Genomic DNA, 25,586 nt, shown 5'->3' on the forward strand with positions numbered 1-25,586 from the left:
GCTCGCTCAGCCTTCGGCCAGGGGTGCGCCTCGGTAGGCGCGCCAGAGGGCGAGGTCGTAGCCGAGGCCCAGGGCCGCGCCGAGCAGCAGCGGAGCTCCCAGCGCGGCCAGGGTGCCGGTCAGCAGCGTGGTGGCGGCGATGGGAGCGGCCGAGACGGCGATGCTGCGGGCCATGCTGGTCATGCCGGCGGCGGCCGTGCGGTGCTCGGTGGGAACGACCGCGGCCGTGAAGGCCTGCCGCGCCGGTACGTCGATCTTGGAGACCGTCTGGCGGAGCAGCAGCAGGGTGACGGCGGTGGCGAGGTTCTGGGCGAACGGGATGCAGGCCAGCAGCAGGTTGGCCACCGTGTGCGGAAGGAGCATGGTGGCCAGCAGACCGCGCCGGGCGGCCAGCAGCGGCGCGGTGAGCTGGGCCAGCGCCGGCAGCAGGTTGGCGGCGAAGAACACCAGGCCCAGTTGCGTGGTGGTGGCGCCGTAGCGGTGGGCGAACCACCAGGCCAGCACGGCCTGGACGGCCAGCCCGCCGGACAGGGCGTCCAGGGCGGACAGCCCGGCCAGCAGGCGGACCTGGCCCGGCACCCGCACGCGGTGCCCGCTCCGGTCAGGTCGTGCGGTCTCGGGGGCCTCGGCCTGCGGCGACAGGTGCCAGAACAGCGTCACGGTGCCGGCCGCCAGGACCGCGTACAGGGCGAAGGCGGCGTCCGGGGCCGATGTCCACGACTGGAGCCCGAGGGCGGCGGCGGCCAGGCCGCCCAGCGCGCCGGATGCCATGGCGGTGACGTTGTAGCAGGTGAAGATGGCCGTATGGCGGGCCGGGGGGCAGTTCTGGGCGAGGATCGCCTGCTCCACCCCGGAGAACGGGGTGTTGTCGTTGGTGGAGGGCGAGATCGTCCCGATGAAGGCGGCGGCGACCAGCACGGGGTAGGACTCGCTGAATGCGAACACGACGCCGGTCACCGCCATCAGGCAGCCGCACGCGATCAGCGTTCGCCGCCGTCCCCACACGTCGGCGAACAGGCCCAGCATCAGGCTCGCGAACACCGAACCCGCGGCGGCCACGGCCAGCAGCAGCCCGGTCTGCCAGGGGGCGTCGCCGTCCTGGGCGAGCAACTCGGCCAGGAGCACGCTGGTACATCCGTACCCGAAGGTCCGCAGTGCCCGGGCCGCGATGACCAGCAGGCCGTTACGCCCCACTTCGGCGGGAAATCGGCCCCTGAGCTGCGCATTCGGCATGCGGCATGATGGCGCGGGCGATACCCCGGGCACACGGCGAACGCGCGAAGACAGGCAAAGATCTTCCTGCGGCCGCCACACGCTCGCGACCGAGCCGGGCACCCGAGCGGGGTGCCCGGCGCCTGGTTCAGCCGTCCTCGGCCCCGTCCGCGGCCGGCTCCGCCTCGTAACCCTGGGCGGCCGGCGTCTCGACCAGCTCGGACCGGGTGACCAGGTCGTCCTCCACGACCAGCACGCACGTCATGCGCCCGATGGTACGGGCTGCGTCGTCAAGGGCGGTCGAACTGCGCGGGCGGCCCCCGGATCGCTTCTCCGGGGGCCGCGATGGCAGACGACGAGGGCCTATGCCGTCGGAATTTCGCGCACGAGCTTGGAAGACCAGGGGCACCAGACATAGCCGGGCAGGAACGCCCCGCCGGCCTCGTCCAGGTTGTCCTCGACGTAGGGAATGGTCGCGTCGCAGACCTCGATCGCGACGTCGAAGAAGTCGATCGTCTCGGGCCGCAGCTGGTAGCTCCAGCGAGGGTTGTAGGGAGCGGGGCGCGGCGCGATGCGTCCGATGACGTGTGGCCGGTCCGTGGTGTCGCCGCTGAGCAGGTCGCGGGCGTGCTGGATCTTGTCGGGGTCGGTGATTTCGACGATGAACCGTGACTGGGTGAAGTCGGTGAACTCGAAGTAGGCTCGGGCCGCTGCCTGGGCGGGCACGGGAGCGGCCAAGCCGAGCGTCGCGATGGCGACGATGGCCGTGACGGTCCTGGTCAGGATGCTGCGCATGGAGACCTCTCACCTCGTACGATTACTGTAAGTAGCTTTTCCATGCGCTAAGTAATCACAGGAGAGTGAGGGCGTCCCCTGACGTCACAGTGATAACGCTGTCACCGCGTGCAACGGCCTCAATCGCCGCCTCCGGCTGCGGCGCACTCCGGTCCGCCGCCCGTCCAGGCGCTCACCCCGGCCTGCGGGCTGTCCAACGGGAAACCGCGCCGCCGATCCTCCGGGTGACCGGGGCCAGGCTGGGCAAGGTTCCGCTGGAGACCAGCCGCGGCGCGATCCAGGCGCCCGCTTGGATGTTCACCGTCGAGGGGGTCGAGCAGAAGAAGGTCCACGTGGCGGTCGACCCCTCGGCCGTCACCGCCCGGCCCGAGCGGGTGCAGGGGAGCGTCGAAGAGGTGACGGCGTTCGACCTCGTCGCCGGCAAGCCAAGCGAACTGTTGCTCCGCTATGGGTACGGCGCCTGCGACACCGTTCACGGGGCACGCGCCTACGAGACCGGACAGTTGGTGGTGGTCGACGTGGACGAGGAGGACCCCGGCTCGGGCAAGCCCTGCCCGGCGATACTCAAGACGGCCACGACCACGGTCACGCTCGCCCGGCCGCTTGGAGACCGCCTGGTGCTCGACTCCGGTACGGGGCTGCCGGTGCTGCGGCGCGCCCGCGACGCGTAGCACTCTGACGTGCGGTTATGTCCCGATCTGCTGGGTAGCCCGGCCCGAAGGGCACACCCCACAGCGGAGGGTGCGGAGATGGCGCGTTGTCTGGTCACCGGGGCGACCGGCTACATCGGCGGCCGGCTGGCCCCCGAACTGCTCGCGGCAGGTCACGAGGTCCGCTGCATGGCACGATCCCCTGAGAGACTGCGGGACCTGCCCTGGGTGGCGCGGACGTCGGTCGTCAAGGCGGACGCCACCGATCCCGGACAGACCCGGGAGGCCCTGGACGGCATCGAGGTGGCCTACTACCTGATCCACACGATGGGCGGGGCCGGGCAGTTCGCCGAGAACGACCGCAGGGCCGCCGAGACGTTCGCGGCGGCGGCCGAGCAGGCGGGGGTACGTCGCATCGTCTACCTCGGTGGGCTCGTCCCCAGCGAGCGGCTTTCCCCTCATCTGCGGTCCAGGGCGGAGGTGGGCGAGATCTTCCTGCGGGGAGGCGTGCCGGCGGTGGTGCTGCGGGCCGCGGTCATCATCGGCTCCGGTTCGGCGTCGTTCGAGATGCTGCGATACCTGACCGAACGGTTGCCGGTCATGACGACGCCCCGCTGGGTGCACACCCGCACGCAACCCATCGCCGTACGGGACGTGCTGCGTTACCTCACCGCCTGGGCGAGCGTGCCCGACGAGGTCAACCGTGCCTTCGACATCGGCGGCCCGGACGTGCTGACCTACGCCGACATGATGCACGGGTACGCGTCCGTGGCCGGTCTGCCCCACCGCGCGATCATTCCCGTGAGGGTGCTCACCCCGAGGTTGTCGAGCCTTTGGGTGGGCCTGGTCACCCCGGTCCCGTCGGGGATCGCGCGGCCGCTGGTCGAGTCACTGCGCAATGAGGGGATCTGCGGCGAGCACGACATCGCTCGCTACGTGACCGACCCGGAGGACGGGTTGATCGGTTTCCGCGAGGCCGTCTCACTGGCGCTCAAGAAGATCAAGGAGGCGGACGTCGCCACTCGCTGGTCCTCGGCCTCCACACCCGGCGCCCCTAGCGACCCACTGCCGACCGATCCCGACTGGGCCGGCGGCAGCCTCTACATCGACTGCCGCAGCCTCCGGGTGGACGCGGACCCCGAGGCGTTGTGGCAGGTCATCGAGGGTATCGGCGGTCACAACGGCTGGTACTCCCTTCCGGTCGCCTGGCACCTGCGCGGCCTGCTGGACAGACTTTTCGGCGGCGTCGGGCTGCGCCGCGGGCGGCGTGACGCACACCGGCTGAGGACGGGCGACACGCTCGACTTCTGGCGGGTGGAAGAGGTGCTGCCCGGTCGCCTGCTGCGGTTGCGCGCCGAGATGCGACTGCCGGGCCTGGCCTGGCTGGAACTGAGCGTCTCCCGCTCCGGCGGTAGTACCTTCTACCGGCAGCGGGCGATCTTCCACCCGCACGGCCTGCTCGGGCACCTCTACTGGTGGGCGATCAGCCCCTTCCACGGCTTGATCTTCGGGCGCATGCCCGTCAACGTGGCGGCGGCCGCCGCCCGGCGAAAGGCCGTGCCCGCGTAGGACCCCCGGCGGGAGGTACGGGCCGCCGCCACGGCCGATTCACCGGTAGCCGGCACCGGCCGTCGACAGTGCGACGACGACGGCGGCCGGGAGTGCCACCCGTCGGCGTAAAGAGCTGACCCGTCGCATGGGTCGCTTACCTTCCTTGAGAGGTCGGGGTCGTGCAGGTGACGCCGGTGGGGGCGGTCGAGCCGTTGCCGTTGGCGGTGAAGCCGAACGTCGTCGTCCCGTTGGCGGCGATGGTGCCGTTGTAGGAGGTGTTCTTGACGGTGACCATGCCGGTGGTGCCGGTGTTCACGCCGTTCCACAGGCTCGTGATGGCCTGTCCACCGGCCAGCGTCATGTTCACGGTCCAGCCGTTGAATGCGGACGGCCCGTTGTTGGTGACGGTCACCTCGCTCTGGAAGCCGGTGCCCCAGTCGTTGACCAGCCGGTACGTCGCCGTGCACCCGCCCGGTTGCCCGCTCGGCGTGGGCGTCGGCGTCGGCGTCGGCGTCGAGGAGGTGCCGCCGCTGACCCGGTAGACGACGGTGCCGTGCGAGGGCACGGCGGCCGAGATGGTGCCGGTGCTGGTGCTGACGGTGTTCGTCCACGCGTCGCGCAGGGTGAACGAATCGCCCGTCAAACCGATCGCGGACGCGGTGGTGCTGATCGTGGTCGTGCTGCCGCCCTGGTTGAACAGGGCGACCGCGACGTCGCCGTTGCCGAGCTTCTTGGCCAGCACGCGCCGGGCCCCGTCGTTGCTGACCTGGTGTGCCTGCAGGCCGAGCGGGTCCTGGTTGATGGCGATCAGGTTCTGGTTCTTCAGGATGGTCGTCGTCGCCGGGTCCATGGCGCGCAGGTCGTTCCCGGCGATGAGGGGTGAGGCCATGATCGCCCAGAGGGCGAAGTGGCTGCGCATCTCGGTGTCGGTCATGCCGCCCCGGCCGATCTCCATCATGTCGGGGTCGTTGAACGCGCCCGGCTTGGCGTACGAGGCGAGTGGGACGGTGACGTCGACGATGTTCTGGATGCCCATCGGGTACCCGTTCGTCTGGCCGGTGTTCCACTTGTTGGTGATGTCCTCGGTCGTCCGCCACAGGTTGGCGACGTCGCCCCAGTTGCGCTGGGGCCCGGTCTTGGCGTGGATGCTGTTCGGGTTGATGCTGTAGACGATCGGCCGCCCGGTCGCCGCCAGCGCGTCGCGCATCTTCGCGAACGTGCGGACCTGGTCGTCGATGGTGCCGTTGGGCGAGCACCAGTCGTACTTCAGGTAGTCCACCCCCCAGGCGGCGAACTGCTTGGCGTCCTGGACCTCGTGCCCCTGGCTTCCGGTCGCGCCCGGGTAGCTGCCGAAGTACTGGGCGCAGGTCTTGTCCACGGGCACCTGGTAGATGCCGAACTTCAGCCCTTTGGCGTGCAGGTAGTCGCCGAGGGCCTTCATCCCGCCGGGGAATCGCGACGGGTTGCCCCGCAGGTTCCCCGCCGAGTCGCGGGCGGGGTCGAACCAGCAGTCGTCGACCACGACGTACTTGTAGCCCAGGTCACGCAGGCCGGAGCTGACGATGGCGTCGGCCATCTGCTTGATCAGCGTCTCGTTGATGCTGCAGCCGAAGGTGTTCCAGCTGTTCCAGCCCATGGGGGGCGTGCGGGCGACCCCGTTGTCCAGGGCGCCGGCCTGGTCTTCCAGGGCGATCAGACCGCCTATGAGAATGCCGGCGGCGAGAAGCGTTCCGACCGTGCGCAAGGACCCTCCTCATCAGGGGCTGGTGCAGGTGGCGGTGGGGGTGGCCGCGGTGCCGTTGGCGGTGAAGCCGAAGGTGGTGGAGGCGCCCGCGGCGATGGAGCCGTTGTAGGAGGCGTTGCGGACCGTCACGGCGGAGCCGGAGCCGCTCTGCGTGCCGTTCCACAGGCTGCTGATGCTCTGCCCGCCGGGCCAGGTCCAGTTCACGGTCCAGCCGTCGACCGGCGCGCTGCCCGCCCGGACCGTCACCGTCGACTGGAACCCGCCGTCCCAGCTGTTGGTTGTCTCGATCGCGGCCGAGCACGCCCCCGGAACGGGGGTCGGTGTGGGTGTCGGTGTCGGGCCGCTCTGGAACTGGGTGAAGAACTTCCACACCTCCGCCGGGACCCAGGTCCTGGAGCCGCTGTCACCGCCGGCTCCGTCCTGTGGCGCGGCGATGTGACCTTCGTCGAACGCCGCCCAGACGACCGGATGCCCGGCCGAGCATCCGGAGTAGGTGGTGACCCGGTGCGTCAGGCTGCCCTGCGCCGGCTCGGGCGGGCTCTGGGCGGTGCAGCCGTTGTTCCGGACGAACCGGTCACGCAGGGATCGTCCGCCGGAGATGTTGAGCACGTTGTCCCTGATGCCGTGGATCCCCATGTAGGCGATGGGCTGGGTGCCGCCGCTGCAGCCGCTGAGCTGGCCGCCGGACTGGACCGCGACCGCGCGGAAGACGTTCGCCCGGGCGCAGGCGATCGCGTACGACATGGCGCCGCCGTAGCTGAAACCCGTGGCGAACAGCTGCGTGGTGTCGACGCAGAGAGCTCCCTCGATCTGCCGGACCAGGTCGTCGACGAAGGTCAGGTCCTCACCGTTGGAGTTGCCCCAGCCGTTGTTGAAGCCCTGAGGGGCGACGAAGATCGTGCTGTTGTTCGCCAGGCGCTGGAGGCCGTAGTAGGCCCAGACGTCCCGTTGCACGGTCTGGCCCGTGGCGACGTCGGTGGCGGTGCCGCCCAGCCAGTGGAGCCCGAAGATCAGCCGGTAGGGGTGGTTCATGTCGTAGTTGTCGGGGACCTTGAGGATGTAGCTGCGGTTCTTGCCGCTGGTCTGGATCGAACGCGTACCGCTGGCCAGCCCCGGTGCCTTGCCGCATCCCGCGGTCGCCGCGACGGCACCGGGTGACGTCCTGCCGGAGTCGGCGCTCAGCGCCGGGCCGCCTGTGGCCACCAGGACGACGAGCGCCACGACCGATAAGGCGGTCAACAAGGGTCTACGTCTGGACATCGCGCAACTCTCTCTGCCGAGCCGATGCATGAGGTGCGTTATCGATAACACCCAACGGTGTAAGGGCGGCGCCCGGCGCATGTCAAGGCAGGGTGAAAGTTTCAGCGTGGCGGGTTGGTGGCCGTCGCAGCTATTGGTCGGCCCATGCGTTATCGATCACACACCGCCCTGCTCGCACGCGTACGGTGGCGGACCCACGGTCTCGCGTACGATCACCCGGTTGATCGACCGTGAGGGGGATTCCGGCACCGGCTCGCCCCGGACTTCCGCGATGAGCTTGGCCATGGCCGCCCGCCCCTGAACCTCGCGATCGACGGCCACCGTGGAGAGCGACGGGCTGGCGAAGCGCCCCAGTTCCTCGTCGTCCCAGCCGAACACGCTGACGTCGTCGGGAACGCGCCAGCCCCGGGAGAGCGCTCCTCGTACGGCGCCCATGGCCACGTGGTCGTTCGCGGCGACGACGGCGGTCACGCCGCTTCCTTCGGGCAGGCCCCGGACGGCGTCGTAGCCGGACTGCGGGCTCCAGTCCCCGAGGGCGATGCCGTACGACGTGAGCCCGTACTGCTTGATCGTCTGCTCGTAGAGCAGTTTGCGATTGCGGGCGGAGGCGAAAGTCTGCGTGCCGGCGATGTGGAAGAAGACTCTGTGCCCCAGCGAGGCGAGATATTCGATGATCTCGCGGATCGGAGAGGCGTCCGCGAGCTCGTTGACGCTGCGGAGGTTGTCGTCGTAGTCGCCCGTGACGACGATGGGGACCGGCGATGCCCCGGGGTCGATCTCGAGGGGCGTCAAGGACAGGATGCCCTCGACCTGCCCCGAGCCCGCGAGCTCCAGGATCCGCTCCGCCCTGGCGCGGGGGCCGCCCTCCATGCTGACGACCTCCAGCTGGAAGCCTTCGGCGTGAGCAGCCGTGGAGGCGGCGCTGAGCAGGCGTACGGGCCACAGATAGGTGGAGGCGGGAAGGGTGATCGCCAGCCGGTTGGTGCGCCGGGTGCGCATGGAGCGCGCGACCAGGTTGGGCCGGTAGTTGAGCTCCTGGACGACCAGGTCGATCTTCCTGCGGGTCTCCGGCTTCAAGCCTTCGTTGTGGCGGAAGTAGCGGGAAACCGTCTGGTGGGAAACGCCCGCACGCCGGGCCACCTCGTGGATCGTGACGCGCGGCGTCTCGGACTCGCCCAAGGGGACCCCCTTTCCTCGCTCCTTGCGGGACAGCCTAGCGTTGACGCTAAAGTGATCGATCACTAATATGCGATCGCGCCGGCCAACAACCTGGCCGGCCTGCCCGCGGCACTCAACGGGGTCGACCCGTCACGGCGCCGGATCCAGAGTTCGGGCAGGATGGTCGCCAGCAAGGTCGTCGCAGTCACATGCTCGGAGTTCCCGCGATGAACGAACCCCGGCCGGCCGATCCGCCGGCGATCACGATCGACGATGGAGTCCGGCACCAGACCATCGACGGGTTCGGGATCTCCATGGCGTTCCGGCGGAACGAACTGGTCAGGGCCCTCCCGGAGGACAGGCAGCGGGAGATCCTCGACCTGTGGTTCAGCCGCGAGAAGGGCGCCGGGCTGAGCATTCTGCGGCTCGGCATCGGCTCGTCCCCGGCGGGCAGCCCGTACGACGAGATGGTGTCGATCCAGCCCGAGGACCCCGGCGGCCCGGACGCACCGCCCGAGTACGTGTGGGACGGCGACGACAACGGCCAGGTGTGGCTGGCCAAGGCCGCGCAGGAGTACGGCGTGCGGCGCTTCTTCGCCGTCGCCTGGAGCGCGCCCGGCTACATGAAGGACACCGGCGAGGACAGGAACGGCGGCAGGCTGAAGCCGGAGTGGCGGCATGCCTACGCGAATTACCTGGTGCAGTACACGAGGTTCTACGCGCGGGAAGGCATCCGGATCACCGACCTGGGGTTCGCGAACGAGCCCGACTGGACGGCCCCGTACGCCTCCATGCGCTTCACCCCCGAGGAGGCCGCCCAGTTCGTCAAGGTGCTCGGTCCCGTCGCCTCGGGCGTGCGGGTGGTGTGCTGCGAGTCGGTCGGCTGGACGGAGGCCAGGGCGTACACGGCCGCGATCGAGGCCGACGCCGAGGCCCGTCGCTGGGTGAAGGTCCACACCGGGCACAGCTACGCCACCCCCGTGGACTCCCCGCTGCCGACGGAACGGCCGACGTGGATGTCGGAGTGGCAGCCCAACGGCACCAGCTGGAACGAGAGCTGGTACGACGGCAGCGGCTCCGACGGCTTCACGATCGCCCTGGCCGTGCACGACGCGCTCACCCTCGGCCACGTCTCCGGCTACGTGTACTGGCTGGGCGCTTCCGTCGGAAACACCCGGGCGTTGCTGCTGATCGACGAGGCGGCCAAGTCCTACCGGGTCTCCAAGCGGCTGTGGGCGCTGGCCGCCTACAGCCGGTTCGTCAGGCCCGGCGCGGTCAGGCTCGAAACGGCGGTCGCCAAGCCCGCCCTGAAGGTGTCCGCGTTCCGCAACCCCGACGGCTCCCGGGTCGTCGAGGTCCTCAACACCGGCATGACCCCCGTGACCTGGGAGGGAGCGGGCGGCGAGGTCGCGGCCTACCTGACGAACGAGGACGAGTCACTCGGACCCGTCCCCGTGACGGACGGGGCGGTCACGCTCCTGCCGCGTGCCCTGACCACGATCGTTCTTGGCTGACCCCGCTCCCCGCGCCGGGCTCGGACATCCAGGTTTGGAGGCGTCCGCACATGCCGAACGCCCGGGGCCCCGGTCTGGGCGTGGTACGGACGACGGCGGCCTGCCCGAGGTGGACCGGGTCGCCGTCGGCGATCGCCGCGAGCTGCCGGCGGGTGCGTTCGGTCTCGGCCTCGACGGTCCCGCTCCACAGCTCCGCCCACGACCCGGCCCGTGGGCGGACGAGCGCGGCGGCGAGGCTATGGAAGTCCGCCAGCGCCTGGCCGCCCCGGTCGTCCACGTCCTTCAGGAGCTGCTGGAAGCCGGTGACGGCGAGGTCGCGGCGGGTCCGGGCGGCGGCCGCGCGCTCGGCCTCCGAGCCGTCCGCCGGCAGCGTGGCGGCGGCGAGATAGGCGTCACGGTCGCGCAGGACGTCGGCGGGGAAGGTGAGGACGGCGTCGCCGGCCTCGGGCAGCCCCGCGTTCTGCATGATCACGATCAGCCGCAGATCCTCCTCGTTGACCAGGCGGTGGATCGTGCCGGGGGAGAACCACAGCACCGTGCCCGCTTCGAGCCGGTCCCGGGCGAAGCCCGCGGCGCTGAGGGTGTGCACCTCCCCGCGCCCCCCGGTCACGACGTAGGCCTCCGTCGAGACGGTGTGCAGGTGCGGGGTGCCGCCATGGACGCCGTCGGCGCATTCCCAGTCGTAGACGGCCAGGTCGCTGATCGAGGTGCCGCCGGGGAAGAGCGGAGTCATAGGGCGAACTCCGCGCCGAGGTCGTCGAGCTCCGCGCGCTCGCAGATGCGGTCGATGAAGACGTAGCGGTGCGTCAGTTCGAGAGTGTCGCCGTCGGCCAGCGCGATCTCCTCGTCGAAAGAGGGGGAGGGGCTGATCACGGCGAACGCCTCCTTGCGGACGAACCACTTGATCGGCACCGACGCGCTGGAGTGGCCGGCGACGGCCAGCACGGTGCCGCCGCCGTCGATCTCGTCGTGCTGACCCGTGATGGCGAGCCAGGGCGCCTCGGCGCCCATCATCTCCTCGCCGCCCTTCCCGCCGGCGGCGATGATCGTCCCGCCGGTCCAGGACCGGGGGCCGCGCCAGAAGAAGCCCGCGTACCCGGCCAGCGGGCGGCCGTGCGTGGTGGGGCTGCCGAACTCGAGAGTGGCGCCGCGTACGTTGAGCAGCTTCGTCGAGAAGTCCAGCGCCCAGATGCCGCGCTCGGCGTCCACGCCGTGGAAGGCCAGGTGGCGCTGCTCGGTGATCCAGTGCTCGCCCGCCGACGAGACCCAGTGCAGGGTCTCGTCGATCGCCACGCGCTCCCCGTCGGCGGAGACGCCGGGGAAGTCGATGTGGTGCATGTGACCGAGGTTGTCGCGCCAGTGGTAGTTCTTCTCCACCGAGAACGTGGGGCCGCCCCAGAAGTTCTGCCCGGACAGGTGGGCCCAGGTCATCTGCAGGCCCTTGTGCCAGCGGTGGTCCCACGGGCGGTAGACCGACATGGGGGCGCCGGTGAGGCTGCGGAGGGGATGGAGGTACGGCTTGGGCGCCTCGGCGTCGGGCGCGTCCGGCCGGTAGACGTACTGCGCGATGTCCACGTCGCCGGCGGTGACGATCAGGGAGCTGTCCTCGTCGCGGACGCTGAGCTTGGTTTCAGGCATGGTCGGACTCCTGGTGCTGGAGGCGGCTGAGGGCGGTCGGCAGGTCGCCGCCGTTGAGCGAGTGGTAGAAGGGGTTCGTCTCGTCGAGCTCGGCCCGGGTGACGGGCCGCCCCGTGATGGCCGACTGGTACATGGCCGTGATCAGCTCCATGACGCGCCTGCCGTCGGCGCCGCTCACCGGGGGCCGCTCCCCGGCTGACATGGCGGCCAACAGGGTGGCGAGCTGGGCGCGGTGGGAGCTGCCGGTGTTCTCGGCCGGTGCCCAGCCGGCGATTCTGTCCTGGTCGGTGACGTGCGGGGCGGGCGTCCAGCGCCAGTGGGAGTTGTCGTAGCCGTAGAGGTGCTCGACCTCGACGGTGGCGTCGCTGAAGTCGAAGCGCAGGTAGCTCGTCTCGCGGGGGGACAGCACGCTGTTCACGATCGAGCCGACGGCGCCGGAGGCGAACCGGACGATCGCGAACGACACGTCCTCGGTCTCGACCTTGCGGCCGAGCGTCGCCGCCACGGCGTGCACCTCGTGCCAGTCGCCGAGCAGGCTGAGCAGGAGATCCATCTGGTGGATGCCATGGCCCATGGTCGGGCCGCCGCCCTCGGTCTCCCACTTGCCACGCCACGGCACCTCGAAGTAGTCGTGGCCGCGGTACCACAGCGTGTTGCACACCGCGACGAGCGGCGAACCCAGCTCGCCGTCGCCGATGTGCCGGCGCAGCCGCTGGGCCGCGCTGCCGAAGCGGTGCTGGAAGACGTAGCTGGCGTACGGGCCGCCGTCCTTCTCGTGGGCGGTGATCTCGTCGTACTCGGCCAGCGACAGCGTCGGCGGCTTCTCGCACCAGACCCACGCGCCGGCGTCCAGGCCGGCGATCACCGCCTCCCGGTGCGCCACCGGCGGGGTCGCGACGACGACCAGATCGGGGCTCTCCCGTGCCAGCAGGTCCGCCACATCCGTGTAGCGGCCCGGGATGCCGTGGGATTCGGCCAGCTCGTTCGCGCGGGCGGAGTCGACGTCGCACACGGCCACGACCCGCACCGCGTCGCCGGCCGCGGCCAGGGCGGGAAGGTGGCTGATTCTCGCGATGCCCCCGGCGCCGACGACGGCGACGCGGACCGGGGACGGAAACGCAGGCATGGACACTCCCTCGGACGACCAAAAAGTGATCGATCACTTTTCTCGGCCAACTTAGTTTCGATCACGCCGGGGTGTCAACGTCCGCCTCGTCTCCCTGGAGGGCCTTCAGCCGAGGGGTGACGGCGCGACGGACTCGCGGCTGCGTACGGGCATCGGAACCCGGTGCACTTCGCCCACCCGGTCGCCGTCCGTGCGGTCGCGGTCGATCTCGGTGAACAGCACGTCGACGGCCTTGCGGCCCAGCTCGTAATGGGGCAGTGCCACGGTGGTCAGCTTGGGGCGCATCCACGAGGCGATGGGATGGTCGTCGAAGGAGACGACGGAGACGTCGGCGGGCACCTTGAGCCCGAAATCGTCGAGTGCCTGGTAGGCGCCCATGGCGATGCGGTCGTTGAAGCAGACCAGCGCGCGCGGCTGGGCGGTGTGCAGGAGGTCGCGGGTCGCGGCGAGGCCGTATTCGGGTTGCCAATCGGGGCAGGTGCGGGCACCCGCCACCTCAACACCCACCTCGCCGAGCGCCTCGCGGATGCCGACGAGCCGTTCCACCGCCGCGACGCTCTCGGTGGGCACGTCGCGCAGGCCAGGACCGGCGCCGATCAGGTAGATGCCGTCGCGGTGGCCGGCCTCGAGCAGGATGCGGGCGGCGCGGCGGCCGGCCTCGACCTCGTCGGGAAGGACCGCGGGCAGGGGAGTGGGCTGCTCGGGCAGCGCGTTGAGCAGCACGGCGGGCGTGGCCGTGATGGTCTTGGGCACCTTGATGGTCCTGGTGAACATCGAGGCCAGGACGAGCCCGTCCACCTGCCGGTCATGCATGGCCTGCAGCAGGAGGCTTTCGAGCTCGGCGTCGCCCTCGGTCTCACCGATGAACAGCATGAAGCCGCGGTCGCGGGCGGCCTCGAGCGCTCCCTTGATCATGTCACCGGCCAGCCGCGAGGTGGCGATGGTGTCGGAGATGAAGCCGATCGTCCGGGTGGTGCCCGTGCGCAGGCCGACGGAGACGATGTTGGGCCGGTACTGCAACTCGTCGGCCGCTTTCAGCACCCGCTGCTCGACGTCCTGAGAGATGCGCAGCTCACGGCCGCGGCCGGACAGGACGAGCGATGCGGTCGTGCGGGAGACGCCGGCAGCCTTGGCCACATCCGCCAAGGTGACCCGTCGTGGGCTCACCCAGAACCTCCGATCGTCAAGAGTGGGTTACGGGGGGTTGACATCGTACGACACGCACCGTGAGACTAACGGGCGCTAACCCGATTTAGCAACGGAGTTCGGGACATCAGCCTGCGCCGATTGTCCCAGGCAGCAGAGGAGATGCACATGGCTCGTCGAGGTCGCTCCGGGGCCGCGCTGGTGATCGCCATGGGGACGCTGGCCGCCGCCTGCGCGGCTCCCGGCGGCAACAGCCCGCAGCCCGCGGCCACCAGCGCGTCGGCCCCGTCCGCGGCGCCCACCTGCGGCACGGCGCCGATCACGATGAACGGCTACTTCGAGACCGGTTTCCCGCTGCCCAAGGCGCTGACCACCGAGTTCACCAAGCAGCACCCGAACGTCACGTGGAACATCCGCGAGGACCAGTTCGCGGTGATCACGCAGAACGCCCCCCGCGTGCTGGCGGACAACCCGCCCGACCTGATGCGCCTTCCCCAGGTCTCCGAGCTGGTCAAGGACAACCTGCTGAAGAACCTCGACGGCTACGCGAAGGTGTTCGGCTGGGACAAGTGGCCGGCTTCCCAGCTTGAGCAGCTGCGCCTCGGCCCGGGCGGGCGGCCGCGCGGCGAGGGCTCGCTGTACGCCCTGGGCCTCAACTCCAGCATGACCGGGATCTTCTACAACAAGAAACTCGCCGCGAAGATCGGGATGTCCGCGCCGCCCGCCACGCTGGCCGAGCTCGACGCGCTGCTGGACAAGGCCAAGAACGCGGGCATCACGCCCATCGTGCAGTTCAACGGCGGCGCCACCGGCGGCCTGGCGTTCCCGCTGCAGGACCTCATGGCCTCCTACGGCCCGGCCGCTCCGATCAACGACTGGATCTTCCAGAAGCCCGGCGCCACGATCGACACCCCGTCGAACCTGCAGGCCGTTCAGCACCTGGAACGGTGGATCAAGGCGGGATACTTCCAGAAGGACGTCAACGCGGTCGACTACGCGACGATGATGAGCCGCTTCATCGACGGCCAGGGGCTGTTCATGTTCAACGGCGACTGGGAGTCCGGCAACCTCGACAAGCAGATGCCGGGCGACGTCGGCTTCTCCCTGATGCCGCCGGCGCAGCAGGGCGGCAAGCGGGCCGCCATGTCGGCGCCCCTCACCTTCGGCATCGCCGCGAACGCCAAGAACGCCGACTGCGCCGCCTTCTTCCTCGACTGGGTGGCCACCGACAAGCGGGCCCGCGAGATCGGCGTCGAGGTCGGCGGCTCGCGTCCGATGGGACCCGCCGACGCCTACATGCCCGAGGTCGCTGCGGACAAGGTCACCGCCGGCACGCTCGCGGCCGGAGCGGACATCTCCAAGGACAACGGCGCGATGGACTTCATCGCCAACGCCACCGGCGCCATCTACGCCAAGAGCTGGACGCCCCAGCTGCAGAAGCTGGTGGCCGGGCAGCAGAAGCCGCAGGAGCTGCTGAAGACGGTCCAGGCCGACTACGCCGGCCAGCTCGAAGGGAACTGAAGCAGGTGGTGACCCGTTCTGCCGGAGCCCGATCCCCGCACCGGCGGCCGGTCTCGGCCAGGCTGCGCGACGCGCGCGGCCTGGTCGGCTGGCTGTTCGTCGCGCCGGCGTTCGCCTTCTACGCGGTCTTCGTCCTGCGTCCGATCGCCCTGACGTTCCAGTACTCGCTGTACGAGTGGGACGGCATTGGCCCGTCCACCTGGGTGGGTCTGGCCAACTTCGGGAAGGTCTTCACCGACCCGGACCTGTACGACTCGCTGATCAACGCCGTCAAGCTCATCGTCTTCTTCAGCGCGATCCCGGTCCTGCTGGGCCTGGCCATCGCCGCCACCATCCGGCGCATCGCCCAAAGCCGGCTGGCCCTCGTGGCGCGGACCGTTCTCTTCCTGCCGCAGGTCATCCCGCTGGTGGCCGCCGGCATCGCCTGGAGCTGGCTGCTGGCCTCCACCGGCGTGATCAACCAGCTGCTCTCGCTCGTCGGCCTCGGCGGGATCACCCGCGCCTGGCTGGGCGATTTCTCCACCGCGCTGCCGGCGGTCGGGATGATCGGCGCATGGGTGCTCCTCGGCCTGTGCACGCTGCTGCTCCTGGCCGGCATGAGCAAGATCGACCCGGCGCTGTACGAGGCCGCCCGGCTGGACGGCGCCGGCCCGTGGCGGGAGTTCGTCTCGATCACCGTCCCCAGCCTGCGGCAGGAGATCGCGGTCTGCGTCACCGTGACCGTGATCGCGGCCCTGGCCAGCTTCGACATCATCTACATCTCCACCCAGGGCGGCCCGGGCAACACGACCATGGTGCCCGGCCTGCAGATCTACTACCTGGCCTTCTCCGAACGCGAGGTCGGCATGGCCTCGGCCCTGGCCCTGGTGCTCATGGTCCTCGTGATCGCCTGCGCCCTTCCCATCCAGTGGTTCACCAAGGAGGGCAACCGATGATCACCTCGTGGCGGGAGTCCTGGACCGGCAGGGTGCTGCTCATCGCCATGATGGCGATCACGATCCTGCCGTTCCTCAGCCTGTTCGTCACCGCCCTGCACCCGTCAGGCACCTACCCGGCCGGGCTGGCCTGGCCGGCCGACCCGCAGTGGGGCAACTTCCTCGACGCCTTCCGGGCCGCGAACATGGGCGAGCTGCTGAAGTCGAGCGTCCTCATCGTGCTCGGCGTGGTCCCGATCTCGATCGTGCTGGCGACGATGGCCGGTTTCGCCATCGGCCACCTGCGCGTCATCGGCGGTCGCGTGATCTTCCTGCTGTTCGTGCTCGGCCTGACCCTGCCCTTCGAGGGCATCATCACGCCGCTGTACTACCAGATCCGGGACATGGGACTGCTCAACACGCGCTGGGCGATCATCCTGCCGCTCATCGGCCTGTTCATGCCGTTCTCCGTCTTCTGGATGCGCGCGCACTTCGTCAACATGCCCGGCGAGCTGTCGGAGAGCGCGCGGATGGACGGGGCCAACGTCTGGCAGCTGTTCCGGCGCATCCACGTCCCTCTGGCCATGCCGGCGATCTCGTCCCTGGGCATCCTGCTGTTCCTGTGGACCTGGAACCAGTTCCTGCTGGCCATCGTCCTGGTCGACGACCCGACCAAGCGCACCATGTCCGGCGCGCTGGGCGCCTTCCAGGGGCAGTGGGGCACCGACATCCCGCTGCTGTGCGCCGGGTCGCTGCTGATCCTGACCCCCACGCTCGTGATCTTCCTCATCTTCCAGCGGCACTTCGTCAAGGCCCTGCTCCAGGGCTCCCTGAAGGGCTGACGGCGATGAACGCGACACCGCCGCTCTACGGCGGGATCGAGGCGGGCGGGATGAAAAGGAAGGTTGTCCGCATGCCCACACAAGGGCGACTGAACGCTGCGCCGGATCCGACGGGAGCCGCATGAGCGCCGGCCGACCCGCGCGCTGGTCGCAGCGGCACCTGGAGCTGCTCGTCGAAGCCGCCGCGACCACGGCACCCGTCTTCGACCCCGCGGCCCTGCCCCGAATCCTGCCGGACCACGACCTGTGGGACCTGTGGCCCGTCCAGGAGGAAGACGGCTCGACCTGCGTGATCGGCGGCCAGGAGCTGTGGATGGCGCTGTCGGCGCCGATCCTCGCTCACCCCGAGGAGCGCCACGACCAGGCCCGCATCCGCCTGCTCGCCAAGGACGGCGACAGCTGGACGGACCTGGGGCACGCGTTCGCCGACGGCGCCTCGCCGGGCAGCCGGGAATGGTCGGGATCGGCGGTCCGCCGCCCCGACGACACCGTGTCGGTGTTCTACACGGCCGCCGGACGGCGCGGAGAAACGCCCCCGACGTTCCGGCAGCGCGTCGTCGAGGCCCGCCCCGCTCTGGTCGCCGACGGCCGCCGGATCCTGCTGGACCCGGGCGCCGAGCACCGTGAGCTCCTCCGCTCGGACGGCCGCATGTACCTGCCGGCCGAGGAGATCACCGGGGCGCCGGGACGTATCAGGGCATTTCGCGATCCCGGCTGGTTCCGCGACCCGGCCGACGGGCGCGATTACCTGCTCGTCGCCGCGTCCGTCGCGGAAGGCGACCCTTTCAGCGGTGCGATCGCCCTGGCCGAGACGCGGGACGGCGCCTGGTCCCTGCTGCCGCCTCTCGTCGTGGCCGAGGGCATCAACCATGAGCTGGAACGGCCGCACATCATCGTCCACCGGTCCCGGTACTACCTCTTCTTCTCCACCCAGCGCCACTCCTTCCACCCGGCTGGCTCCGCGCCCACCGGGCTCTACGGCTTCGTCTCTCCCAGCCTGACGGGACCGTACGAGCCGCTCAACGGGTCCGGGCTCGTGCTCCGCAACCCCAGCGCCGAACCGGACCAGGCCTACGCCTGGCTGGTGCTGCCGGACCTCCACGTGGTCAGCTTCGCCAACTACCGATCGTCCCCGGGCGTGGATCTCCGATCGGCGCGGGCCGCGCAGGCACGAGCGGCATTCGGCGGAACCATCGCACCGATCCTCAAGCTCACCCTGAACGGGATGGCGACCTCCGTCGTCCCGGCCGAGGCAGGTGTGCGGCACAACGCGGCCAACCCCTGACGCACAAGCGGACGGCTCCCTCGCCGAGGGAGCCGTCAAGTAGGCTCTGGACCATGGGAGTTACCGGTCACACGCCGCCGAACGACACTCCTCCCGGCCGGTCCGCGAGCATCTGGGACGTCGCCCGAGTGGCCGGCGTCTCCCAGCAGACCGTCTCCCGCGTCATCAACGGCAAGACCCGCGTGAGCGAGTCGACCCGGGCCAAGGTGATGCAGGTCGTCGCCGAGCTCGGCTACCGCCCCAACCGGCTCGCCCGGACGCTGGCCGGTGGCCCGGCGAGCTCGGTCACCGTGCTGACCTCCGACACCGCCCTGTTCGGCGCGGCGGCCACGCTGCGCGGCATGGAGGAGGCGGCCAGGGCGGCCGGCTTCTCGGTGGGCATCAGCGTGCTGGAGCCGGGCGCGAACAGTACGGACGTCGCCCTGCGGCTCAACCGGCCCCAGGAGCCCGTCATGGTGATCGCCTACGACGACCCCGGCGAGCGGGCGCTCCGCGAGCTGCCGCCGGACGTACCGGTGACGGCCGCCGTCGAACGTCCCGACGACGGCTCGGGCGGCGACCCGTGGCAGGTCTGGCTGGACGACCGGGCCGCGGCGGCGCACGCGACGCGCCACCTGCTGAGCCTCGGGCACCAGACCGTCCACTACGTGGCCATCCCGTCCTCCACCAGCGCGCTTCCGCAGCGGACCCGTGGCTGGCAGGACGCGCTGCGGGCCGCCGGCCGCCCCTTGCCCGACCCTCTGCAGGGCGGCTGGACTCCCCGCTCCGGATACCTCGCGGTGCGCCACCTGCTGGCGGACCGCTCGGTGACCGCCATCCTGTGCGGCAACGACGACCTGGCCCTGGGCGTCATGCGGGCCGCGCGCGAGGCCGGACGGGACATCCCCGGCGATCTCAGCGTGGTCGGCTTCGACGACACGCCGGCGTCGGCCTACCTGCACCCCTCGCTCACCACCGTACGGCTCGACTTCGAGGGTCTCGGCCGTGCGTGCTTCGGCCTGCTGCTGCGCAGGCTGCAGCCGGAGGCCGCACTGTCCCTTCCGACCTGGAACGAGCCGGAGCTCATCGTGCGGGAGAGCAGCGGCCCGCCGCCGGCTGCTCCAGGAACGCCGCGACGGTGGACCTGAACCGGGCGGCGTCGTCGAGCCACGGGAAGTGTCCGGCTCGGGCCTGAATGACGGGTTCGGCGTTCGGGAACAGCCCGGCGAACTCGGCCATGGCCGGAGGAGGCGCTCCCAGATCGACCTCTCCGGCGAGCAACAGTACGGGCGATGCGAACCGGGCGAGCGCGGCGCGGGTGGCGTCCGGATCGAAGGCGCCTTCGGCACCGAAGGCCGTCATGACCTCCGGGTCCTGCCGATCCGCATCAGCCGCGTGATGGGCCTGCGCCACCTCGTCCCACCGGCCATAGGAGAACGGCGCGACGGCCTGCCAGTCGTCGTTCGTGGCCTGGCCCGCCACAATCGTTTCGAGGGCCGCGAACGCCTCCGGGAACCACGGCTCGTCGCGGCGCAGCTGGGCCGTCTCGCGCCGGAGGTCACCTGAGATCGCGATGCCGACGGCGCGGACGCTCGGGGTGATCAGCGCAAGCCTGCCGACGCGCCGCGGGTGTCGGGCCGCATACTGCGCGGCCAGATTCGCACCGGCGCAGTGCGCGAGCAGGTCCATCCGGTCCAGGCCCAGGTGCGCGCGCAGGGCCTCCACGTCCGCGACGAGCCGGTCACAGCGGTAGGACGCGGTGTCCTGAGGTTTCGCGGACCGGCCGGTGCCGCGCGGGTCCAGCAGGATCAACTGCCGGTGCGCGGACAGGCCGCCGAGGTCGCCGAGATAGGTGGCGGCCGTCGGCCCGCCGGGCAGGCAGACCACCGGCGCACCGTCCCCGGCCACGTGGTAGCTCAGCTTGGTGCCGTCGTACGAGGTGAAGAACTCCATGCCCCGCAGCCTGAGGGGTGGCGGCGGCGGTGGCTATCGTTTAGCCACAGCTACATGATGGGTGGGACGGATGGCGGTCGAGATCAGGTTCACCGCGGCGTCGGTGGCCAGGGTGCGGTTCGCCGTCTCGCCGCTGGGGGAGACGGTGCTCGCACTCCGGATCCTGCTGGGCACGGGCGGGCACGCGGTGCACCGGCCCTGGGTGCGCAGGGCACGTCCGCTGATCGCGGATGAGCGCGAGCTGCCACTGCTGCGGGCGCTCGTCGCGGGACCCATGCCGTCGTTCCTGTTCCCGGTGCCGCAGGAGCGGCTGCCGTCGATGGCCAGGGAGCTGGAGCTGCTGCGGGCCACGGAGGAGCTCTTCTTCCGGCGCGAGTACGGAGCGGTAATGGGCGTGCCGGCCGAGGAGGCCCCCGAGCCGGCAACGGTGCTGCCGCGGCTGGCGCAGGCGCTCCACCGGTGCCACGAGCTGATGATCGCTCCGCAGTGGGGCCGGATACAGGCGGTGCTGGAAGCCGACGTCGCCAGGCGGGCGCTCACCCTGGTGGACGGCGGGGTACAGGCGCTGTTCGCCGAGCTGCACCGGGACATCGCCTGGGACGGCGGCCAGCTGGTGGTGCACGGCCGGCGCACCTCGCATGCCGTCTACACGGTGGACACCGGTGGGCAGGGCCTGGCCCTGCTGCCCAGCGTCTTCAACTGGCCGAACGTGGGCGTCGACAAGTCCCCCGTCGCCGCCGCGTCGATCCGCTATCCGGCGGTGGGCGTCGGCCTGCTCTGGGAGCCGCCCCCGCCGGCGCTGGCGGGCCTGGCCCCGGTGCTGGGGCACACAAGGACGGCGCTGCTCGCCGCCCTGGCCGAACCTCGGACGACCGCGGCCCTGGCCGCCCGCCTGGGCATCACCCCCAGCGCCGTCTCGCAACACCTGGGCGCGCTGCGAGGGGCGGGTCTCGTCTCGACGCAGCGCAAGGGCCGAACCGCGCTTCACCTGCGCACGGAACGGGCGGATCACCTGTTGGGCAGCTCGGCCCCATAAGGCTGCTCGGGACGCGGGCCGCCCTTCACCCAGAAGAGGGACCCCGGTTTGCGGGCCTCGCGGCGGATCCTCTTCACCGCGAAGTTGCAGGTCACCTCCTTGATCGTCGCGCCCATGCGGCCGCCGACGTAGAGGTTCACCGCGGTGTCGTCCTTGCGGGCGAGCTGCCGGATGCCGGTGTGCCGGCCGAGGCTGACACACGCGCCCGAGAAGGCCAGGCTGATCACCGCCGGTTCGGTCCCGGCGATGCGGCTCAGCACGGTGTCGGCGGCCTGCGCCCCGAGCGGGCCGGCGGCGTAACAGCTCATCCGCAGCGGCTGGCCGGACGGCGCGGCGGCGTCGCCGGTCGCCACGATGCGGTCGTCGTCGACGCTGGTCAGCGTCTCGTCGGTGAGCAGCCGGCCGAGCGCGTCGGTGCGCAGCCCGCTCGCGGCCGCCAACCGCGGCACGCCGAAACCGCCCGCCCAGATGGTCAGCGCGCTCGCGCGTACCCCACCGTCGGTGAAGACGACCGCGTCCGCGCGGACCTCGCGCACCATGCCGTCCTCGAGCACCGCGACGCGGTGCCGGGACAGCCACGTGGCCACGGCCCGGCGCGCGGGCGCGCCGAAGGACGGCGCCAGGGCCCGGCCGCACACCAGCGTGACCGCGCGTCCTTGTTCGGCCAGCTCGGCGGCCGTCTCGATGCCGGTCAACCCGCCGCCGACCACGGTGATCGGAGCATCGAGGGGCAACTCCTCCAGCCTGGCACGCAGCCGCTGCGCGGGCTCGTACTCGGCGATGTCGAACGCGAACTCGGCCGCCCCGGGCACCGAGGACGGTATCGCCCCGGTGCTGCCGACGGCGTAGATGACGTAGTCGTAGTCCAGCGCGCCGCCCGACTCCAGCCGCACTGTACGGGTGGTGGTGTCGATGCGTGTGGCGCTGTCGACGACCAACCGGATGCCGTCGCCGAGCAGCGTGCCGTAGTCCACCGTGGCCTCCCTGGTGCCGGCCACGAACTGGTGCAGCCGGACCCGTTCGACGAATTCCGGGCGGGGATTGACCACGGTGATGCCGACGTCGGCCCGCTTCCGCAGATGGTTGGCCGCCAGTGTTCCGGCGTAACCGCCGCCGATGACGATGACCTTGGTGAGGGTGGGGTGCGTGGACATGGCGAGGTTTCCCTTCTCGATCTCACCGAACCGACAACACAACCCCTCGGAATGTGAGGCGACGCGCCAACCTCACAGTTCACCGCGCTGTCTTGTCGGACTGGTGAGAGCGGGACGCGACCGAGGGAGCCGGCGACACCATGACCATCCAGTCCGAGCCAGGAGGCGGCCGGCTCGACCCGGGCCTGAGCGCGATCATGAGCGAGCGGCGCCAGCTGATCAATCTGGCGTACCGGCTGCTCGGCTCCCTGGCCGATGCCGAGGATGTCGTCCAGGAGACCTACGCCCGCTGGTACGCCATGTCCCGCCAGGAGCAGGACGCCATCGCGGTTCCCGGCGCCTGGTTGACCAAGGTCGCCAGCCGCGTCTGCCTCAACGTGCTCTCCTCGGCACGGGCCCGGCGCGAGACCTACGTGGGCGAATGGATCCCCGAGCCGCTACCCGAACCCACGGAGTGGATCACTGGGCGATCGGACGGCATCACCGTCGATCCGGCCGACCGCGTCACCCTCGACGAGTCGGTCAACATGGCCTTCCTGGTCGTGCTCGAGTCGATGACCCCGGCCGAGCGCGTCGCGTTCATCCTGCACGACGTCTTCCGCTACTCCTTCGCCGAAGTGGCCGAGATCGTCGGCCGCACCCCGGCGGCCTGCCGCCAGCTCGCCTCCTCGGCCCGCCGCCGCATCGGCGCCTCGCAGGCTCCCGCGACGCCGGCGTCCCGGCAGGCCGGCATCGTCAGGAACTTCAAGCAGGCGTGGGAGGCCAAGGACATCAAAGCTCTCATCGATCTCCTCGACCCCGACGCCACGGCCATCGCCGACGGCGGCGGCATCGTCAGCGCCGTGCTGCACCCGGTCCAAGGCGCGGAGCAGATCGTACGCCCGCTGGTCCATTTCACCGGCAGGCTCCGCAACCTGACGATCCTGGAGCGCACGGTCAACGGCCGGCCCGGCCTGATCGCCCTGCAGGACGGCGCCATCATGGCGGTGATGGCGTTCGACATCGCGGACGACCGGATCAAACGCATCTGGGCGGTACGCAACCCCGACAAGCTCCGGTCGTGGATGACGGGACCGCAGCAGTAGTTCAGGAGGGCGTTCCCGGGGACGCCCCCTCGCCGGCGATCAGGGCGGCGCGCAGCCGTTCGTACGTGGGAGCCAAGCGGCGCAGGTCGGCCGCGAGCGCCACGTCGTCGCCCGACACGACCGGACCCTGCAGCCCTCCGACGATGCGGGCCTGCTCCGCGGCGACGGCCGCGGCCGCGTCGAGGCCGAGGGATGACAGGCAGGCGGCCAGGTCGTTGAGGCGCCGGGCGCCCACCCGTACCGCGAACGCCTGCCACAACTGCCTGATCTCGGGATCCAGCCCTTCCTCGACCAGCCGGGCGGTGCGCTCGGCGGCTTCCGCCTGCCCCAGCGTGCCGGGCGGGACCTCCACGTCCGTCCGGCCGGCCAGCCAGGCCGCCCCGGCGGGCAGCGAGCGGCGCAGCGCCTCCTCCGGGGCGACCACCTCCCGCCGGGTGAACCCGTACCGCATCCGGAACGGCCGATTCAGGTAGGTGATCAGCTCCCCGCGCCACGCCTCGGCGAAGGCGTCGGCGTGCAGCGTGGCGTACGGGTAGCCCTCCGGGTCGTGCATGAGCACGGTGTCGCCGTCCACCTCCAGCACCACCACGTAGTGGTCGGCGCCGATCGCCTTGCCCGACCCCGGCTGGAACGACAGCAGACCGAGCTCGAGCGGCCCGGCGAGCACCGGGCCGTCCTGGCAGGCCCGGCGCAGCCGGTCGAGCGCCGTCGCGGCCGTTCCCCCGTCCACGCGCTCGCACTCCCAGCCGAGCAGGCCGATCGCGTCGTCGAGCCCGATCTCGGGATCCCAGCCGAACGGGTCGAACAGCGGAAGGCGCCCGCCGATCAGCTCCATTCCGTAGGGGGAGCCCGTCAGGACCTCGATCACGGCCGGAGGCGGCGCCTCGTCACCGAGGAGCATCGCGAGGGAGTTGGAGTAGCAGTACGGCCCGGAGCCGATATAGGTGACAGACATGGCCATACCGTTCCGCCTGACACGATGTCAGAGTCAAGCCCGGCGGCCACCGGCGCGTTCGCCGAGAGCGAGATCAAGAACCGGCCGGCTCGTTGACGCATCTGTACCGTCATCACGGATCACGCAACAGCGGAAGGACTCTCGATGACGCGTTCACGCCTGTTCGGCGCCGTCATGGCGGCACTGGCGCTCACGGCCGGACTCATGGCGGCAGGCGGCGTGCCGGCGCAGGCAGCGGTCCCGGCGCGGACCATCAAGATCATGACGTGGAACGTGTGCGGCAACAACGGCGACTGCCAGTACTACGAGGACCCGGACGGGCTGATCGCGGCCGTCAGATGGCACATGCTCGGTCACGGCGCCCCCATGGACGCGGCCATCATCCAGGAGTTCTGCAGCTCCTTCGCCAAGCCGCTCGAACGCGAGCTCGAGGAGCACTACGGCAGCGGATGGGACGTGCGCTTCGCGCCCATCAAGATCAAGCAGGGCGCCGACCCGCGGCCGCGCCTAACAAGCAGTGCGTCCGCGGCCGTGGCGACTACGGCATCGCGATCGCCGTGCCCGAGGAGAACACCTGGTACGGGATCACCTACCTGCCCTCCGTCGAGGGCACCGAATGGCGGGTGGCCGTGTGCGCCACCGTCGAGTCCTGGCAGGTGAAGCTCTGCAACGCGCACTTCAGCAACGGCGGCGAGGACCCCACCGGCAGCATCCGCGCCCAGCAGGTCGCGGCCTACCAGGAGTTCGTCTGGCCGTCCCGATTCCGGGTGATCTTCGGCGGGGACCTCAACAGGACACCGCCCGGAAGCGCCGCCTCCGGTGGTCTCACGCCCTTCTACAACGCGTTCGTCGAGTGCGCGCAGGCCGACCAGTCCTCCCCGCGTACCGGTCCCGGGACGTACTACACGACCACCCCGCACGACAACGACGCGACCGTGAAGCTGGACTACCTGTTCACCCAGCCGGGCATCGCGCACACCTGCGGCGTACCGGGATCTCCGGTCGCGTCCTCCGATCACCGGCCCATGTGGATGACCGTCAACCTGCCCGCGACGTGAGCCCGGGGCC

At 70.7% G+C, this 25,586-nt stretch carries 23 protein-coding genes; 11 read left to right on the plus strand and 12 right to left on the minus strand.

Going from position 1 to position 25,586, the window contains the following annotated elements:
* Window positions 1–6: 6 nt before the first annotated feature.
* Window positions 7–1,233, minus strand: coding sequence for an MFS transporter (locus ACIHFD_RS56815; RefSeq protein WP_397374000.1), 1,227 nt, complete (start codon window positions 1,231–1,233; stop codon window positions 7–9).
* A 342-nt stretch (window positions 1,234–1,575) separates the two neighbouring features.
* A complete protein-coding gene (locus ACIHFD_RS56820; protein ID WP_397374001.1) occupies window positions 1,576–2,007 on the minus strand; it encodes a calmodulin-binding protein in 432 nt (143 codons plus the stop codon).
* A 224-nt stretch (window positions 2,008–2,231) separates the two neighbouring features.
* Here ACIHFD_RS56820 and ACIHFD_RS56825 point away from each other — a divergent pair, with 224 nt between their 5' ends.
* Together ACIHFD_RS56825 and ACIHFD_RS56830 are read left to right on the plus strand one after the other, a co-directional pair.
* A complete protein-coding gene (locus ACIHFD_RS56825) occupies window positions 2,232–2,678 on the plus strand; it encodes a hypothetical protein (protein WP_397374002.1) in 447 nt (148 codons plus the stop codon).
* A 78-nt stretch (window positions 2,679–2,756) separates the two neighbouring features.
* Window positions 2,757–4,226, plus strand: coding sequence for an SDR family oxidoreductase (locus ACIHFD_RS56830; protein WP_397374003.1), 1,470 nt, complete (start codon window positions 2,757–2,759; stop codon window positions 4,224–4,226).
* A 136-nt stretch (window positions 4,227–4,362) separates the two neighbouring features.
* On the opposite strand, the gene ACIHFD_RS56835 is transcribed toward ACIHFD_RS56830, so the two are convergent.
* The 3 genes from ACIHFD_RS56835 to ACIHFD_RS56845 form a co-directional block, all read right to left on the minus strand.
* Window positions 4,363–5,952 (minus strand): cellulose binding domain-containing protein, encoded by a 1,590-nt coding sequence (locus ACIHFD_RS56835; RefSeq protein WP_397374004.1) that lies wholly within the window; start codon window positions 5,950–5,952, stop codon window positions 4,363–4,365.
* A 12-nt stretch (window positions 5,953–5,964) separates the two neighbouring features.
* Entirely contained in the window at window positions 5,965–7,212 is a 1,248-nt protein-coding gene (locus ACIHFD_RS56840; protein ID WP_397374005.1) for a cellulose binding domain-containing protein, read from the minus strand.
* A 156-nt stretch (window positions 7,213–7,368) separates the two neighbouring features.
* A complete protein-coding gene (locus tag ACIHFD_RS56845) occupies window positions 7,369–8,391 on the minus strand; it encodes a LacI family DNA-binding transcriptional regulator (protein ID WP_397374006.1) in 1,023 nt (340 codons plus the stop codon).
* A gap of 206 nt (window positions 8,392–8,597) precedes the next feature.
* On the opposite strand from ACIHFD_RS56845, the gene ACIHFD_RS56850 reads away from it, so the two are divergent.
* The gene (locus ACIHFD_RS56850; protein ID WP_397374007.1) at window positions 8,598–9,884 is read left to right on the plus strand and encodes a glycoside hydrolase; all 1,287 of its coding nucleotides are present in this window, start codon (window positions 8,598–8,600) and stop codon (window positions 9,882–9,884) included.
* Here ACIHFD_RS56850 and ACIHFD_RS56855 read toward each other — a convergent pair.
* The 4 genes from ACIHFD_RS56855 to ACIHFD_RS56870 all read right to left on the minus strand — a co-directional run bounded on the left by ACIHFD_RS56855 (window position 9,841) and on the right by ACIHFD_RS56870 (window position 13,785).
* Window positions 9,841–10,617, minus strand: coding sequence for a cupin domain-containing protein (locus tag ACIHFD_RS56855; RefSeq protein ID WP_397374008.1), 777 nt, complete (start codon window positions 10,615–10,617; stop codon window positions 9,841–9,843). The genes ACIHFD_RS56850 and ACIHFD_RS56855 overlap by 44 nt on opposite strands.
* Entirely contained in the window at window positions 10,614–11,522 is a 909-nt protein-coding gene (locus tag ACIHFD_RS56860) for a PmoA family protein (RefSeq protein ID WP_397374009.1), read from the minus strand. The genes ACIHFD_RS56855 and ACIHFD_RS56860 overlap by 4 nt, the downstream gene beginning before the upstream one ends.
* Entirely contained in the window at window positions 11,515–12,648 is a 1,134-nt protein-coding gene (locus tag ACIHFD_RS56865) for a Gfo/Idh/MocA family protein (protein WP_397374010.1), read from the minus strand. The genes ACIHFD_RS56860 and ACIHFD_RS56865 overlap by 8 nt, the downstream gene beginning before the upstream one ends.
* A gap of 105 nt (window positions 12,649–12,753) precedes the next feature.
* Window positions 12,754–13,785, minus strand: a complete 1,032-nt coding sequence (locus ACIHFD_RS56870; protein ID WP_397374011.1) for a LacI family DNA-binding transcriptional regulator — start codon at window positions 13,783–13,785, stop codon at window positions 12,754–12,756.
* Between the two features lie 177 nt (window positions 13,786–13,962).
* On the opposite strand from ACIHFD_RS56870, the gene ACIHFD_RS56875 reads away from it, so the two are divergent.
* The 5 genes from ACIHFD_RS56875 (at window position 13,963) to ACIHFD_RS56895 (ending at window position 19,483) form a co-directional block, all read left to right on the plus strand.
* The gene (locus ACIHFD_RS56875) at window positions 13,963–15,315 is read left to right on the plus strand and encodes an ABC transporter substrate-binding protein (RefSeq protein WP_397374012.1); all 1,353 of its coding nucleotides are present in this window, start codon (window positions 13,963–13,965) and stop codon (window positions 15,313–15,315) included.
* Window positions 15,316–15,323: 8 nt separating this feature from the next.
* Window positions 15,324–16,250: a carbohydrate ABC transporter permease gene (locus ACIHFD_RS56880; protein ID WP_397374013.1), complete on the plus strand. Its 927-nt coding sequence runs from the start codon at window positions 15,324–15,326 to the stop codon at window positions 16,248–16,250.
* Complete coding sequence (locus ACIHFD_RS56885; protein ID WP_397374014.1) at window positions 16,247–17,071, plus strand: carbohydrate ABC transporter permease; 825 nt, start codon at window positions 16,247–16,249, stop codon at window positions 17,069–17,071. Before ACIHFD_RS56880 ends, ACIHFD_RS56885 begins: the two co-directional genes overlap by 4 nt.
* A 121-nt stretch (window positions 17,072–17,192) precedes the next feature.
* Window positions 17,193–18,356, plus strand: a complete 1,164-nt coding sequence (locus tag ACIHFD_RS56890; protein WP_397374015.1) for a glycoside hydrolase family 68 protein — start codon at window positions 17,193–17,195, stop codon at window positions 18,354–18,356.
* Window positions 18,357–18,409: 53 nt separating this feature from the next.
* Entirely contained in the window at window positions 18,410–19,483 is a 1,074-nt protein-coding gene (locus ACIHFD_RS56895) for a LacI family DNA-binding transcriptional regulator (RefSeq protein WP_397374016.1), read from the plus strand.
* Here ACIHFD_RS56895 and ACIHFD_RS56900 read toward each other — a convergent pair.
* Window positions 19,419–20,288: an alpha/beta fold hydrolase gene (locus ACIHFD_RS56900; RefSeq protein WP_397374017.1), complete on the minus strand. Its 870-nt coding sequence runs from the start codon at window positions 20,286–20,288 to the stop codon at window positions 19,419–19,421. The two genes, ACIHFD_RS56895 and ACIHFD_RS56900, sit on opposite strands and share 65 nt — an antisense overlap.
* 70 nt (window positions 20,289–20,358) lie before the next feature.
* Between ACIHFD_RS56900 and ACIHFD_RS56905 the strand changes: the two genes are divergently transcribed.
* Window positions 20,359–21,324 (plus strand): DUF5937 family protein, encoded by a 966-nt coding sequence (locus ACIHFD_RS56905; protein ID WP_397374018.1) that lies wholly within the window; start codon window positions 20,359–20,361, stop codon window positions 21,322–21,324.
* Here ACIHFD_RS56905 and ACIHFD_RS56910 read toward each other — a convergent pair.
* The gene (locus tag ACIHFD_RS56910; RefSeq protein ID WP_397374019.1) at window positions 21,297–22,478 is read right to left on the minus strand and encodes an NAD(P)/FAD-dependent oxidoreductase; all 1,182 of its coding nucleotides are present in this window, start codon (window positions 22,476–22,478) and stop codon (window positions 21,297–21,299) included. The two genes, ACIHFD_RS56905 and ACIHFD_RS56910, sit on opposite strands and share 28 nt — an antisense overlap.
* Before the next feature lie 140 nt (window positions 22,479–22,618).
* Here ACIHFD_RS56910 and sigJ point away from each other — a divergent pair, with 140 nt between their 5' ends.
* Window positions 22,619–23,563 carry an RNA polymerase sigma factor SigJ gene (gene sigJ / locus ACIHFD_RS56915; RefSeq protein ID WP_397374020.1) on the plus strand — a complete coding sequence of 315 codons (945 nt, stop codon included), beginning with the start codon at window positions 22,619–22,621 and terminating at the stop codon, window positions 23,561–23,563.
* A gap of 1 nt (window position 23,564) precedes the next feature.
* Here sigJ and ACIHFD_RS56920 read toward each other — a convergent pair whose 3' ends face one another.
* Complete coding sequence (locus ACIHFD_RS56920; protein WP_397374022.1) at window positions 23,565–24,518, minus strand: hypothetical protein; 954 nt, start codon at window positions 24,516–24,518, stop codon at window positions 23,565–23,567.
* Window positions 24,519–24,967: 449 nt separating this feature from the next.
* Between ACIHFD_RS56920 and ACIHFD_RS56925 the strand changes: the two genes are divergently transcribed.
* Window positions 24,968–25,576, plus strand: a complete 609-nt coding sequence (locus ACIHFD_RS56925; RefSeq protein ID WP_397374023.1) for an endonuclease/exonuclease/phosphatase family protein — start codon at window positions 24,968–24,970, stop codon at window positions 25,574–25,576.
* Window positions 25,577–25,586 lie beyond the last annotated feature (10 nt).

It is taken from the genome of Nonomuraea sp. NPDC051941, from assembly GCF_044593615.1.